Below are 13,964 nucleotides of genomic sequence, written 5' to 3' on the forward strand. Positions count from 1 at the left end.
TATAACAATCGTCTTGACAGATAAAAACAAATTTATAGATTAGGACGATCATAATCAGAAAGGTATATATGGAAGCTAAATTTTCGCCACGGGTTAAGGATGTGATACAATACAGCAGGGAAGAGGCGTTGCGCCTTGGTCATGATTATATTGGTACGGAGCATCTTTTGCTGGGCCTCATCCGTGATGGTGATGGTGTGGCAATCAAATTATTAAAAGGGCTAACCGTTGATACCGCTAAACTACGCCGTGCTGTTGAGGATGCTGTAAAAGGAACAATAGGCACTAATGTACATATAGGCAGTATCCCGTTAACCAAACAAGCCGAGAAAGTATTGAAGATAACTTACCTGGAGGCAAAAATATTTAAAAGCGATGTTATAGGTACGGAGCACCTGCTGCTTTCTATCCTTCGCGATGAAGATAATATTGCTTCGCAGATATTGATGCAGTTTAATGTTAACTACGAAGTATTTAAAAGCGAAGTGGAATCACATAAAAACGATATTACCGACGAAATGCCGGGATCATCAACTGGTGGCGATGACGACTTTAAAGAAGAAGACTCATTCAGCCAGCCTAAAAAAGTATCTGACATAAAATCAAAAACACCTGTACTTGACAACTTTGGCCGCGATTTAACCAAAGCTGCCGAAGAAGGTAAACTTGACCCTATTGTTGGGCGCGAAAAAGAAATTGAGCGCGTATCGCAAATACTTTCCCGCCGTAAAAAGAACAACCCTATTTTAATAGGTGAGCCGGGTGTTGGTAAATCTGCCATTGCAGAAGGCCTTGCCCTGCGTATTGTACAACGTAAGGTATCACGTGTATTGTTTAACAAACGCGTTGTTACTTTAGATCTGGCCTCATTGGTGGCAGGTACAAAATACCGCGGACAGTTTGAGGAGCGTATGAAAGCCGTAATGAACGAGCTGGAAAAATCTCCTGATGTAATTTTATTTATTGATGAGATACATACTATTGTAGGTGCTGGTGGTGCTTCGGGATCATTAGATGCATCAAATATGTTTAAGCCGGCTTTAGCCCGCGGAGAGATACAATGCATTGGCGCAACTACACTTGATGAATATCGCCAGTATATTGAGAAAGATGGCGCTTTAGATCGTCGTTTCCAAAAAGTAATGGTTGAGCCTGCTACTCCTGAAGAAACTGTTGAGATACTTAACCGTATCAAAGAGAAATACGAAGAGCACCACGGCGTAACTTATACAGACGAAGCTATTAATGCTTGCGTTGCTTTAACTACCCGTTACATTACCGACCGCTTTTTGCCAGACAAGGCTATTGATGCTTTAGATGAATCAGGCTCACGCGTGCATTTAACCAACATCCATGTTCCACAGGAAATTTTGGATATTGAGCAGAAGATAGAATTGATCAAGATCGAGAAGAACAAAGTGGTACGCAGCCAGAAATATGAGGAAGCTGCCAAATTGCGCGATACCGAGAAACATTTATTAGAAGAGCTTGATCAGGCTAAAACAACCTGGGAAGCCGAAACAAAATCAAAACGTTATACTGTAACTGAAGATAATGTTGCCGAAGTAGTAAGCATGATGACCGGTATACCGGTACAGCGTGTTGGCCAGGCTGATAGCGTTAAGCTGCTTGCCATGTCAGAAACTATTGGCACCAAGATCATAGGCCAGGAAGAGGCTATTAAAAAGCTTACCCGTGCTATACAACGTACACGTGCCGGCTTAAAAGATCCTAAAAAACCAATTGGCTCATTCATATTCTTAGGCCCAACAGGTGTTGGTAAAACAGAGCTGGCTAAAGAGCTGGCCCGTTTTATGTTTGATACCGAAGACGCCCTGATACAAATTGACATGAGCGAATACATGGAGAAATTCGCGGTATCACGTTTAGTGGGCGCGCCTCCGGGCTATGTAGGTTATGAAGAAGGCGGACAGCTTACTGAAAAAGTACGCCGTAAACCATATGCAGTGGTATTACTGGATGAGATTGAAAAAGCTCACCCGGATGTATTTAACATACTATTGCAGGTATTGGATGAAGGACAGTTAACTGATTCATTAGGCCGCAAGGTTGATTTCAGGAATACCATCATCATCATGACATCAAACATTGGCGCACGCCAGTTGAAAGACTTTGGACAGGGTGTAGGCTTTAGCACAAACGCTAAAACCACTCAGGCCGATGCTCACTCAAGGGGTGTTATTGAAAATGCCTTAAAACGCGCTTTCGCACCAGAGTTCCTGAACCGTATTGACGATGTTATCGTGTTCAACTCATTAGGTAAAGACGAGATCTTCAAGATCATTGATATTGAGTTAGGTTTCTTATTTGGCCGTGTAAATAGCCTTGGTTACAAAATTGAACTGACCGATGCTGCCAAAGAGTTTATTGCCGATAAAGGTTACGACTCGCAGTTTGGTGCAAGGCCGCTTAAACGCGCCATCCAGAAATATTTGGAAGACCCAATTGCCGAAGAGATCCTGAAAGGTGAATTAACCGAGGGTGATATCCTGATGGTTGACTTTGATAAGGAAGCCAACGAGATAAAAGTGATCGACAAAAAGAACGAGAACAAAAAACCTGAAGAAGAACAAAAGAAATAATTCCTCTTCGTGGAGATATTAAAAGCCCGCTTGTTATGCAAGCGGGCTTTTTTAGTATTTGTTAATTTATCTAAGTCCGCCCAGTGCTGGCCTAATTCGTTGATATGGCACGTCATTATTCTTTTCTACATCACCCGGTAATGATTTCTCCTCTGTTTCCGGCCAAAAATCTATCGGTAACAACTCCGCTACCCTACTTTTGCCCCAGGCGTTTCTGAACAAAACACTTTTCCGGTTTAAGATAATACCGTTACTGTCAAAAAACATATCCGGTTCTAAAAATGTAATGGTGACCACCAGTCCGGCACCCATTCTACGGGTATGGTTTGATAGATAATGATAAATATCAACCTGGTCATTATAGCTCATGGCATAAATACCACGTTTATCGGTAGGATGAATATAATCCTTCGGGTGCAATGTATCGTACTTGAATGTGTTAGACAGGTGAGGATCTATTCCCTTGATACAAAAATTGCGTACCAGGTAATTTACATCTGCCTGATTGGCCAATACCTGCCGCAGAAAATGAGTAGATGAGCCAAAGTAAACCTCAAGCCGGTTCTTTTCCCGGCGTGATTTTTCTGATGGTGTGCCATCTTTTTCCTCAAATAATACTGCCCCCTCATAAACAACCGTCCCGGCCTCCTCATCCAGCACAAACTCGCTCACCAGGTATTTGAGCTTATATCCCAACGCGACATTTTCTATCTCTAAAAAATCATTGGTTTTAGCCAGCAATTGCTTTTCGCCTTTAGTGAAGCGCAGATCCAGAATTTCGGGGTTAAGGATCTTACATTGGTTAGCTATAGCTGATGAACCCAAAAACTGCTCTTTAAATATCCGAAGCTTCCTGGCACGTTTCGGGTCTTTACCCACAATACGCACATCTTTCATCATTGTAGTTTTGGGCAATATTTTAATATCGGGTAATTTTACACTTTCATTCACCATCACCGTTTCGCGGTAACCTTCATAACCTATCGCGGTAACAATCAGGTCATATTGCCCTGCCCGTAAAATGTTAAGTGAAAATGTGCCATCAGCGTTTGATTTTTGGCCGATAGTAGTGTTGGTTAAATATACACTGGCATCAGGGATGCTTTTACCGTCAGTGGCGTTAACCACCCGTCCTTCTATTCTTAATTGCGCAAAACAGGCAAAAGGCAGTAGCAGTAATAATAAGCTTAGGTGTTTCATAGATGTATTGTTATCACAAGTTACAATTATGCATCTATAGAATGTGTATTTTTTAGTAACATTTTTGCAATAATTATAATTGTTAATTACTGTAAATCATACAGTTATGCAGTAAAGAATCATAAACATCTCAATTATACATTATTTGATAATTCCCGGCTCAAAATCTACCGGCAGTAATTCGGCTATTCTACTATTCATGAAATAAAACTAACTAAAAAATTAGTTGGTTAAACCTTTTTATGAAATATTATTCTTAATAACGTAACGTGGAAGGGATGAACATAATTTAATACTGATCCAAAACGTTAAAACTTAAATAATTATCACCAATGAAAAAAATTCTATCTATTTTATGCGTAGCTGTAGTAGTATTATTAACGGCATCGTCATGCAAAAAGGAAACTGTAGTTGCACCCAACAACAACTTAACCATTTTAACTACTGTAAATTCATCCAGCTGGGTGTCATCTGATAATGGCAAAACTTACTCGGCAGAAGTTAGCCTGCCAGAGCTTGACGATTATGCCAATGACCATGCAGGTGTATTGGTTTACCTGTCATTTACTGATGGCGTTTGGGAACAGGTTCCGGAAGTTTATAACGGCACAAGCTTTAGTTATACCCATAATGCCGGTAAACTGGTATTGTATGCTCAAACCTATGATGGGCAGCAAACAACTCCCCGCCCTGATAATGCCGATTTAAAAATTGTACTGGTAGACTCTAACTAAGTTTATATCGATTAATTAAAATTTCAAACAAAAAAAGGCTGGTCATAATTTATGATCAGCCTTTTTTTAAATCAATCCATGTATAATTCCGGCAGGAAAAAGGCCTTTGCTTGTCTCCCCTTCCAGCTCGTTATGATAGCGTCCGTAAGTGATCACCGGGAAAAAGATATCACCGGTTAGCGTAAAATCAACTACCTAAGCTTTCAATTTTCAAAATTATACCTCGTGATGTACCTGGGGTTTAATATTCTGGTTTACCCTAAACAGGTTAGCTGCATCATATTCTGCTTTAATAGAAGCTAATTTTTCATAATTATCCCCATAAGTCGCTTTAACGCGGTCTTCGCCTTCCTCCATCATAAAGTTTACATAAGCACCACCTGCCGAATACGGGTGCAATGCTTCCCAGTAATCCTTTGCCCATTTGGTGATCTTATCATTATTAACCGGATCGGGATCTATCCCTGCAATTACCATGGCCCATGTTGCGCCGCGATAATTCCATGCGGTATCCGTATTGCTTACCCGGGAAGCAGCACCATTAATTGGGTACAGGTGCATAGTTGAAAGCAATGTGGGCAACTGTTTTCCATATTTTAAATGTTGAGCAATAGCTTCATCACCTATATCGTTTACAAAATCAGCCTTCCAATACCAGTTTAGTCCCGGTGGCATCAGTGCATCAAACATACTGTTTAACGCCGGAACGGGAAGAGGGCCCACAAAATCAAGGGCAGGTTTTCTAAAATTACGGATAGGTTCAAAAACCTTTTCAGCTTTTTCCATCTCACCACTATAGCACCACACTATGCCGCACATATTTTTTGCATGCAAATGTTCCGGGAAAGGAGGCCCGGGAGGAACACAAAGAAAAGCGAAAAACCCATTAAGCTCATCAGGAGCATTTTTAATCAGGGCCTGATACCATTTTAACACATCTTCGGCCTCATCCAATTCCCACAGCATTGGCCCGCCATATACAGTACTCAGAGAATGTAACCGGAATAAAAAAGAAGTAACAACCCCAAAGTTACCACCGCCGCCGCGAAGCGCCCAGAAAAGATCTTGGTTGGTTGTTTCATTAGCCTTTACAAAGCTGCCGTCGGCCAGTACTACATTTGCCTCAAGCAGGTTATCAATGGCAAGGCCATAATGACGCGTAAGGTGCCCAAGGCCTCCGCCCAGCGTAATACCCCCTATTCCCGTGGTAGAAAAAATTCCGCTGGGGGTAGCCAGGCCAAATGCATGTGTAGCATGATCAACATCGCCCAAAGTACAGCCCGCTTCAACCCATGCCGTTTTAGCAGCAGGGTCAACATTAATACCCTTCATCTGCGAGAGGTCAATTACCAATCCATTATCGCAAATACCCAGGCCACCGCCATTGTGGCCACCACTTCTTATTGCGGTAAGCAGGTCATTTTCTCTTGCAAAGTTTACCGTCGTAATTACATCTGCTACATCCACACATTTAGCTATCATTAAAGGGCATTTGTCTATCATACCATTATACACTTTGCGTGCGGTATGATAATCGTCATCAAGAGGCTGAATCAACCTCCCGCGCAGGGCTTGTTTCAGCTGGGTGAGTTTGTCTTCCGGTACCATAACTTCTTTCTTTAAGTTGATGAAAAAAATATATAAACCATGTAATAGTGACTTTCTCTTTTCTATTGCTCTTCAAATAATTACTCTTCTTGTAGCCCGATCAACTTACCAATTCGGTTGGAGAAGTATTTCAATACTTCCACATTAAAAATGTTGATCAAGGTTTGGCACAGCCGGCCATCGCTTCCGTAACTGTTGTATTCCGGATGTTATCCAGATGCAATATTCATTATTTTGCAGCCCGGCTTTAAAATAAGGCACCGGCACAGGTAGCAGATCATGCTTTGTTTCGTAGAAATGGCAAAAATGTGTATCCCAGGGAAGATCTCTGATCACGTCAATACCGGTTGGCCTGAGCGCTTGAGTCATGAATAGGAGCTGGCTTTCAGCAATAATGCAAGTTACGCATTTTGCAAATTATTCCTGATTAATAATATAATATATTTCTTATTAGTAAAACATACGTCTAAACTTATCATTACAGACGTTTTAACAAAAAAGACCGCCTCATATTTATAATATGAGGCGGTCTTTCAATTTAAAAGTATTTTTCTGTTCCGCTCTGTTCCGCTTTTAGCCGAACGGAATACCGGAACAATTATTTTTCCATTTGTTCAATAACGGCAGCTGTAACCCCGGTGAAAGAGAAACCACCATCATGAAACAGGTTTTGCATAGTAACCATTTTAGTTAGGTCGCTAAACAGGCTTACGCAATAGTCAGCACATTGGTTTGCATCAGCATTACCCAGCGGACTCATTTTTTCTGCATAGTTTATAAAACCATCGAAACCTTTAACGCCATTACCGGCAGTGGTACGGGTTGGTGATTGCGATACCGTATTTATACGTACATGTTTTTTAACACCATACTGGTAGCCAAAGTTACGTGCTATGCTTTCCAGGTAGGCTTTGTTATCGGCCATGTCGTTATAATCAGGAAATACACGCTGGGATGCAATGTAGGTAAGGGCCAATACAGATCCCCACTCGTTTATAGCATCCATTTTCATGGCTGTTTGCAATACCCGGTGAAAGCTTAATGCTGATATATCAAGTCCCTTGTGGGTAAATTCGTAATTATTTTCGGTATAAGGGATACTTTTACGTACGTTAACACTCATACCTATCGAGTGCAGTATAAAATCGACACCGCCGCCAAAATGCTCCATTGATTTGGTGAACAGGTTGGCAACATCCTCATTGCTGGTTACATCTGCCGGGATAACAGGGGCATTACATTCCTCTGCAAGCTTATTTAGTTCGCCCATGCGTAATGCAAGCGGCGAGTTAGTTAAAACTATTTCGGCACCTTCTTCAACGCAGCGCTGAGCCACTTTCCAGGCGATAGATTGCTCATTAAGCGCCCCGAAAATAATTCCTTTTTTACCTTTTAATAAATTGTAAGCCATTTTTTGTGTTTTATAATTGCGGTAAAGTTATATTTTTTTTATTTACGATTTCAGAATTACGATTTTAGTTTGGTTGGATATGTTATATATTCATTCCCAACATGTAATTACGAAGAGCGAAGCGATGTGGACAACCGACCGTAGGGAGCGCATTAATGCTATAAAGGAAAAATCAAACTCATTAATAATCCCGTAGCCAATGCATGATCACTTTGTATGCGACGAGATTGCACGCTATCGCTACCCATGACATGTTTAGTTATTGGGTCATGCTGAGCTTGTCTTGTCATGGTGAGCTTGTCGAACCGCATTGCGGGGTGGGCCTTTGCGCACGTCCTTCGACAAGCTCAGGATGACCCGGCATATGTCATTTATCCTTCAGAGGCCAAACGGATTTTTAAACTAGCAATGACATATTATTTACCCGGCAAGCAATTCCCTTGCGTTTTGCAATGCGCTTTCGCCCGGTTTGTCGCCGCTCAGCATTTTGGCAATTTCCAATACGCGTTCGTTATTGTCCAGCTTTTTAATGCGGGTATAGGTAGTTGCGGCGGTATCATCTTTGTAAACAAAATAATGGCTTTTGCCCTTGCCTGCAATTTGCGGCAGATGAGTTATGGTAATAACCTGCAAATTTTGCGACAAGCGTTCCATCACCTGCCCTACCTTGTTGGCCACCTCACCGCTTACACCGGTATCTATCTCATCAAAAATAATAGTTGGCAGGGCGGTATATTCTGCAATGATAGATTTAATGCTCAACATCAGCCTGCTTAACTCGCCGCCCGACGCTACCTTGCTCATATCTGCCAATGCATGGCCTTTATTGGCCGAGAACATAAAGCGGATAGCATCCGTACCGTTCTTTGTTAAATCGCCCAGTTGGGCCTGCTCTATTTCTAATGCCGAATTGCCCATGCCCATTTCGGTTAGGGTGGCTAAAACCTTCCCCTGTATCACCGGAATGGCTTTTGTGCGGTTGGCTGATAGTTCTGCTGCCAGCTTTTCCAGCTCCTGCTTATCGGCGCTTATCTGCTTTTGCAATTTCTCCACAGCCTCATCGCCAAATACGGCTTGTTGCATCTTGTCTGACAGGTCATCCTGTATAGCCAGCAATTCTTCGTTACTATTAACCCGATGCTTTTTTTGCAGGTTATACAATAAGCTCAAACGGGTGTTCACCTCTTCGGCGCGGCTTTCATCGGTATGTGTCTTCTGATCTAATATTTCAAGCTCAGAGGCTATATCCTTTAGCTCGATGAGTGTACTCTTTAAACGTTCGTGCAGTTCTTCAACCACGGGGTTAAATTTCTCTATAGCCGATAACTGCTGCCCCGCCTCACGTAACTGTATTATGGCCGATGTTTCGCCCTCATGCATTAAATAATGAGCACCGGACAAATTGCGCTTTATCTCTTCGGCATTGTTAAGGGTGTACAGTTCCTTTTCTAACAACTCTTGCTCATCATTGCTTATGCCGGCCTTCTCCAGTTCATCAAACTGGAACTGGTAATAATCCAGGTCGGTTTTGGCTTTATCGTTTTGCTCTATTAATTGCTGTAACTGCGTAACTGATTTTTTGTAAACACGAAACCTGGTTTGATAAGTACTTAATAACTCCTGATGCCCTGCCACACCATCAACCACCAGTAATTGAAAATCAGGATCGTTAATTTCTTGTGTAGCATGCTGCGAGTGGATATCTATTAACCGCTCGCCAAAGTTTTTTATGAGGGTAAGGTTAACCGGGGTATCATTGATAAACGCACGTGATTTACCATCTGCAGATATTTCACGGCGCAAAACGGTTTCGCCTTCATAGTCCAGGTCGTTCTCTTCAAAAAATGCATTGAGATGGAACCCGGCTATTTTGAACGAGCCCTCTATCACACATTTTTTCTGTTGATTGAAAAAATAACGGCTCTCGGCACGCTGCCCTAATATTAAAGACAAGGCCCCCAGGATAATGGATTTACCTGCACCGGTTTCGCCGGTAAGTATATTTAAGCCCTTATCAAAATTGATCTCCAGGTTATCAATCAGCGCGTAATTTTGTATGATTAGCTTTTGAAGCATAAAAAAGTATCCCCTTTTTGAGAACCCTAAATTACAAAAAGGATGCTTAGTTATAAGTTTTGATACGTAAAAATGCTAATAAAAATAGCGATGAGTTTAAAACCCATCGCTACTGTGTTTAGTCAATAAAATATACTAGGGTTTTACAGGTGCTTCTGGTGCAACAGGTACTTCCGGTGCAGCAGGTACTTCTTTTACATCCGGTGCTTTTTCAATTGAGCGTTCTCTCGCTTCCTGAATATCCCGTTTTACTTTTTCCCTTACATCAACGTTTATATTGTTGTTGTCGTTATTATTGTCGTTATCGTTGTTATTATCCCATTGGTAAACATTTCTGTTCTTTCTAAATTCTTTTACTTTAGCTTTAAACTCAGGTGTATTGGTATACTCCCTTAATTTATCTGTTGCTTGCCTAAGTAATTCCTTTTGTTTTTTCATTTCGGGGTTATCGGCATAAGCGCGCATTTTATCGCCCATCTTACGCATCTCTTCCTGAGTTTGTTTCATACGGGGGTTATCAAAAGCCCGGCGCATACTATCGCCCATTTTACGCATCTGATCGCCATCTCTGCGCATATCTGCACCGTAATGATCCCTCATTTCCTCGCCAAGCTTCTTCATGTTAGCAGTAGTTTCCTTAATCTCCGGAGATAGGCTTGCCTGCAATTCCTCCTGGTATTTTTTGTAGTTATCGTTACGGTCATCGTTGTAATCACTTTTGATACCATATTTGGCACGGAGCTTTTTATCGGTTTCTTTAAACTGGGGCGAGTTAAAGTATTTTTCCATTTGCTTGCCCAAAACTTCCATTTGCTTGCCTACCTGCTCCATCTGGTTGTTTTTCCCACCCCATTTCTTTTCAAATTCAGCACCCATTTTTTCCTGGGCCGCGGTAATTTCCCTCATTTTATCGCTATTGTAAAAAGCATCTATCTCTTTACCGCGTTTATCGATATCGGCACTATAACTTTTAAACACGTCACTATCGTAATATTTGCCTATTGCTTTTGCATGCTTATCTACCTCGGCAGTTAATTTATCTAATTTCGGGTCTTTCAATCCATCGTTATAATAATAGTTAGGGTGCGTTTGGTAACGCATCTCTTTAAATTTCTCTGCTTTGTATTTGGCTTTGGCAGTAGCTTTAGCAGCTTGAGTGCGGTTTTTTACCGCTTTCTTGGGGATGGTATCGGTTAATAAATTTTCAATGGCCGGCTTAATGGCTTTTACAGATATTTTACCTTGTGCAATTTCTGGATTAAGTAATGCCATGGTGCCAACACCTATAGTTAAGATTAGCATGGCTACTAATGTTGGGCGCACGCTAAGGGTTTGTTTTTTAGTTTTCATGATACGTTCAATTCGGTTTAATAAATGATACTTTTTGCCTGTTACAGCCAGCGCTAACTGTAACTCATTTTGGCGGGTTTGTTCTAATTTAAATAAGGCCTTTGCGTATATAACGGGGTTTTGCGTGGCATCAACCACTAAATCATCGCAGCTGTTTTCGCGCTCCTCCCCAATTATTTTATTTATAAGTAGTACACATGGATTAAAGAACAGCAAGGTGGTTATTACCTGCTGGGCAACATTTACAAGGTAATCGTTACGTTTTATGTGAGCCAGTTCATGCATCAGTATAGCCTCTATCTCATCTTCTGACAGATAGGTTGACAGCGTGAATGGCAGCAGGATAACCGGTTTAAAATAGCCTGCAATGCAGGGTACATCAACCATTTTACTTAAACCAACTTTTACTTTTTTAGTGATGTCGAATTTTTCTGCAAAGCGGCTTATTTGCTGCTGCAGTATCACATCAATACTCATGGTTTCTTTTATGGTATTGATCTTTTTACGGGCCATCATTAAGCGGCCGGCATTTAAAAACAAACCTGCCACGTACAATAGCGTAATGTATGGCAGGTACTCTTCTATACTGTAATAATAACGTATGCTTTGTACATTAAACTGGCGGATGTTAGCCGGCAGCTCAAGCAGCAGGGGCATATTAGCCAGGTTGGCCGGCTTTACGGCAAGCCAGTCATAGATCTGTATCTCATTTACCAGGGTGTAGGCAAACCAACCAGTTATGGCCAGCAGACTGCTTACGGCCAACAGGTATTTTTTAGACGAAGACAACCCCGTCAATAAAATCAATGCTAATCTTAAAAGAAAATAGATCAGCAAGCCCTGCCACAAGGAGTGGATAATGGTGATACCTAAAACCTGGCTAATGTTATACAATATATTTTCCATGGCTGTAAATGTTTTTTATTTATCAAACTGTTTTAAATAGTCTTTTATAGCATCTATCTCATCTTTTGATGCCCGGTGCTGGCCTAAGGCCTGTATCACCAAATCAGATGTTGAGCCTTTAAACACAGTAGAAATAATTTTATCCAATGCGCCTTGCTGTGCCTGCTCCCGGGTGATCAACGCTTTATATAAATGGCTTTTAGCATCGGTATTACGCTCAACCAGGCCTTTTTCATGCATTATCTGCATCAGTTTTAAGGTAGTGGTATAACCTGCATCTTTACTTTTAGCAAGCTCTTCGTGCACATCGCGAACGCTGCACTGCCCCCTCTTCCAAATCACCTGCAATATTTCCAGTTCGCTTTCTGTCGGTTTCAAATCCATGTTGTTTTATATTATACGAATTTCTTCGTACAAAGATGTACGATAATTTTCGTATATCAAAATAAAAAATAAAATATTTTTTAGAATCAGGTAGTGATCACAAAAAACACAAGGGTACACAGAAAAATAAATTAACTTTTAACGTATATAACCGACAATCCTGTGTAAACCCTTGTGTTGGCTGTTTTACTAATTAATAGACGTGCTAATTTTGTAAACGTTACAACCGGTGATGAATTTCTCTCTTGCCGGTTACTTATCCTCTGCCTGTGGTGTACAGAGAGATAGTGATAAGGTATTCTAGAGCCTGAGCGGGGCATCATAGCCTTATTGTCATTTATCGCCCAACATTCACCCTTTAAATTTTTGGAGCTTATATTTGCGGCACATTATTTACTATGGAAATTTTTGCTTTGAGCGAAGGCTCGTATTCGGTTGATGCTACTAAAAAATTTATTCCTTTTAACCCTGAAACGGATAACAGGAAAGACCGCCCGGGCTCGTTGTTCATCCATGTAAACCCTTTCCTGATAAAAACTGCCAACGACCTGATCTTGCTGGATGCCGGTTTAGGGTACAAAGATACCCGCGATGAATTACTGCTTCACCAGCACATCCGTAATGCGGGCTTCGACCCGGAAGAAGTAACATTGGTTCTGATGTCGCACCTGCATTATGATCATTCAGGCGGGTTGGTTGTTGAACGTAATGGCAAACTGGAGCCCAGCTTTCCGCAGGCTACCCATGTAATACAACGTGAAGAATTTGAATTTGGCTTATCGGGGAAATCATCATCTTACCATATAGAGATCTTTGAGGCATTACAAGCCGGCGCTAAAATTGATTTTGTTGAAGGCAGCGGCGAATACAAACCAGGCATTAATTATGAACTATCTGGCGGGCACAGTAAATTTCACCAGGTATTTTGGATAGACCTTGAAGGTAAAAAAGTTTTTTTTGGCGGCGATGAACTACCCGAACCGGAGCAATTAATAAGAAAGTTTGTTGCAAAGTACGATTACGACGGACATAAAGCTGCTGAACTGCGGATACAATATGGAAAAAAAGCTGCCGCAGATGGAGATGTTTGCCTTTTTTACCACGCAAGGACAATAGCCATAGGCATCGTTACTTATAAAGATGAAATGTTTACAGTACTACCTGTTTAATATTCCTCTACCCCAAAAAGTTCTTTTATCTTTTCAACGTTAAGCGGTTTGGATATAGAATCTTTTACCAAAGGATATGAACGCGCTTTGTTAATATCATTACTGAACACTGATGATGAGATGATATAAATTTTGCTTTTGCCTAAAGGATCAAGGTTAAGGCGTTTATATTCATCTAAAAACTCCCATCCATTCATTATTGGCATGTTAATATCCAGTAAAATATAGTCGGGCAGTTGCGCGGGGTCTTTCTGTTGAATTTCAGCAAGCTGTTCAATAGCAAACTTACCATTAAGGCAAGCCATAATTTCAGTGTTTAATAAAGCCTTCTTTATCAATTTTATAGAAATAAAATTGTTTATCTCATCATCGTCAACCAATAAAACACTTACTGTTTTGCTGTTATTAGGGTTCATATATATGCTTTATACGGATATCCAAATTAAAAGGTTATTCTCCTTGAAGTTGTAAACATAGAATTTTTTGAATGTTGTTTTATAATTTAACAAATTATAAAATCGCA

General features: G+C 40.9%; 11 protein-coding genes. 3 read left to right on the forward strand and 8 right to left on the reverse strand.

Annotated elements, in window-relative coordinates; genetic code table 11:
- Positions 1–68: 68 nt before the first annotated feature.
- Complete coding sequence (locus tag WC743_RS07435; protein WP_373011260.1) at positions 69–2,603, forward strand: ATP-dependent Clp protease ATP-binding subunit; 2,535 nt, start codon at positions 69–71, stop codon at positions 2,601–2,603.
- A gap of 66 nt (positions 2,604–2,669) precedes the next feature.
- Here the strand turns inward: WC743_RS07435 and WC743_RS07440 are convergent, their stop codons facing one another.
- Positions 2,670–3,803: a carboxypeptidase-like regulatory domain-containing protein gene (locus tag WC743_RS07440; RefSeq protein ID WP_373011261.1), complete on the reverse strand. Its 1,134-nt coding sequence runs from the start codon at positions 3,801–3,803 to the stop codon at positions 2,670–2,672.
- A gap of 332 nt (positions 3,804–4,135) precedes the next feature.
- Here WC743_RS07440 and WC743_RS07445 point away from each other — a divergent pair, with 332 nt between their 5' ends.
- A complete protein-coding gene (locus WC743_RS07445) occupies positions 4,136–4,537 on the forward strand; it encodes a hypothetical protein (protein WP_373011262.1) in 402 nt (133 codons plus the stop codon).
- 216 nt (positions 4,538–4,753) lie between these two features.
- Here WC743_RS07445 and WC743_RS07450 read toward each other — a convergent pair whose 3' ends face one another.
- The 6 genes from WC743_RS07450 to WC743_RS07475 all read right to left on the reverse strand — a co-directional run bounded on the left by WC743_RS07450 (position 4,754) and on the right by WC743_RS07475 (position 12,272).
- Entirely contained in the window at positions 4,754–6,145 is a 1,392-nt protein-coding gene (locus WC743_RS07450) for an FAD-binding oxidoreductase (protein WP_373011263.1), read from the reverse strand.
- A 144-nt stretch (positions 6,146–6,289) separates the two neighbouring features.
- Entirely contained in the window at positions 6,290–6,514 is a 225-nt protein-coding gene (locus WC743_RS07455; RefSeq protein WP_373011264.1) for an MEDS domain-containing protein, read from the reverse strand.
- Between the two features lie 229 nt (positions 6,515–6,743).
- Positions 6,744–7,556 carry an enoyl-ACP reductase gene (locus WC743_RS07460; protein ID WP_373011265.1) on the reverse strand — a complete coding sequence of 271 codons (813 nt, stop codon included), beginning with the start codon at positions 7,554–7,556 and terminating at the stop codon, positions 6,744–6,746.
- Between the two features lie 420 nt (positions 7,557–7,976).
- The gene (gene recN / locus WC743_RS07465) at positions 7,977–9,632 is read right to left on the reverse strand and encodes a DNA repair protein RecN (RefSeq protein WP_373011266.1); all 1,656 of its coding nucleotides are present in this window, start codon (positions 9,630–9,632) and stop codon (positions 7,977–7,979) included.
- Positions 9,633–9,767: 135 nt separating this feature from the next.
- Positions 9,768–11,888: a M56 family metallopeptidase gene (locus tag WC743_RS07470; RefSeq protein ID WP_373011267.1), complete on the reverse strand. Its 2,121-nt coding sequence runs from the start codon at positions 11,886–11,888 to the stop codon at positions 9,768–9,770.
- Positions 11,889–11,903: 15 nt separating this feature from the next.
- Positions 11,904–12,272, reverse strand: a complete 369-nt coding sequence (locus tag WC743_RS07475; RefSeq protein ID WP_373011268.1) for a BlaI/MecI/CopY family transcriptional regulator — start codon at positions 12,270–12,272, stop codon at positions 11,904–11,906.
- 398 nt (positions 12,273–12,670) lie between these two features.
- On the opposite strand from WC743_RS07475, the gene WC743_RS07480 reads away from it, so the two are divergent.
- Entirely contained in the window at positions 12,671–13,441 is a 771-nt protein-coding gene (locus WC743_RS07480) for an MBL fold metallo-hydrolase (protein ID WP_373011269.1), read from the forward strand.
- Here WC743_RS07480 and WC743_RS07485 read toward each other — a convergent pair.
- Complete coding sequence (locus WC743_RS07485; RefSeq protein ID WP_373011270.1) at positions 13,438–13,857, reverse strand: response regulator; 420 nt, start codon at positions 13,855–13,857, stop codon at positions 13,438–13,440. The two genes, WC743_RS07480 and WC743_RS07485, sit on opposite strands and share 4 nt — an antisense overlap.
- Between the last annotated feature and the right edge of the window lie 107 nt (positions 13,858–13,964).

Origin of the sequence: Mucilaginibacter sp. (assembly GCF_041660805.1) — a bacterium.
In the GTDB taxonomy this organism is placed as follows: domain Bacteria; phylum Bacteroidota; class Bacteroidia; order Sphingobacteriales; family Sphingobacteriaceae; genus Mucilaginibacter.

Excerpts from the sequence above, each read along its gene's own strand:
- WC743_RS07435 (WP_373011260.1), top strand. The coding sequence starts at position 69 with ATGGAAGCTAAATTTTCGCCACGGGTTAAGGATGTGATACAATACAGC.
- WC743_RS07440 (WP_373011261.1), bottom strand. The coding sequence starts at position 3,803 with ATGAAACACCTAAGCTTATTATTACTGCTACTGCCTTTTGCCTGTTTT.
- WC743_RS07445 (WP_373011262.1), top strand. The coding sequence starts at position 4,136 with ATGAAAAAAATTCTATCTATTTTATGCGTAGCTGTAGTAGTATTATTA.
- WC743_RS07450 (WP_373011263.1), bottom strand. The coding sequence starts at position 6,145 with ATGGTACCGGAAGACAAACTCACCCAGCTGAAACAAGCCCTGCGCGGG.
- WC743_RS07455 (WP_373011264.1), bottom strand. The coding sequence starts at position 6,514 with ATGACTCAAGCGCTCAGGCCAACCGGTATTGACGTGATCAGAGATCTT.
- WC743_RS07460 (WP_373011265.1), bottom strand. The coding sequence starts at position 7,556 with ATGGCTTACAATTTATTAAAAGGTAAAAAAGGAATTATTTTCGGGGCG.
- recN (WP_373011266.1), bottom strand. The coding sequence starts at position 9,632 with ATGCTTCAAAAGCTAATCATACAAAATTACGCGCTGATTGATAACCTG.
- WC743_RS07470 (WP_373011267.1), bottom strand. The coding sequence starts at position 11,888 with ATGGAAAATATATTGTATAACATTAGCCAGGTTTTAGGTATCACCATT.
- WC743_RS07475 (WP_373011268.1), bottom strand. The coding sequence starts at position 12,272 with ATGGATTTGAAACCGACAGAAAGCGAACTGGAAATATTGCAGGTGATT.
- WC743_RS07480 (WP_373011269.1), top strand. The coding sequence starts at position 12,671 with ATGGAAATTTTTGCTTTGAGCGAAGGCTCGTATTCGGTTGATGCTACT.
- WC743_RS07485 (WP_373011270.1), bottom strand. The coding sequence starts at position 13,857 with ATGAACCCTAATAACAGCAAAACAGTAAGTGTTTTATTGGTTGACGAT.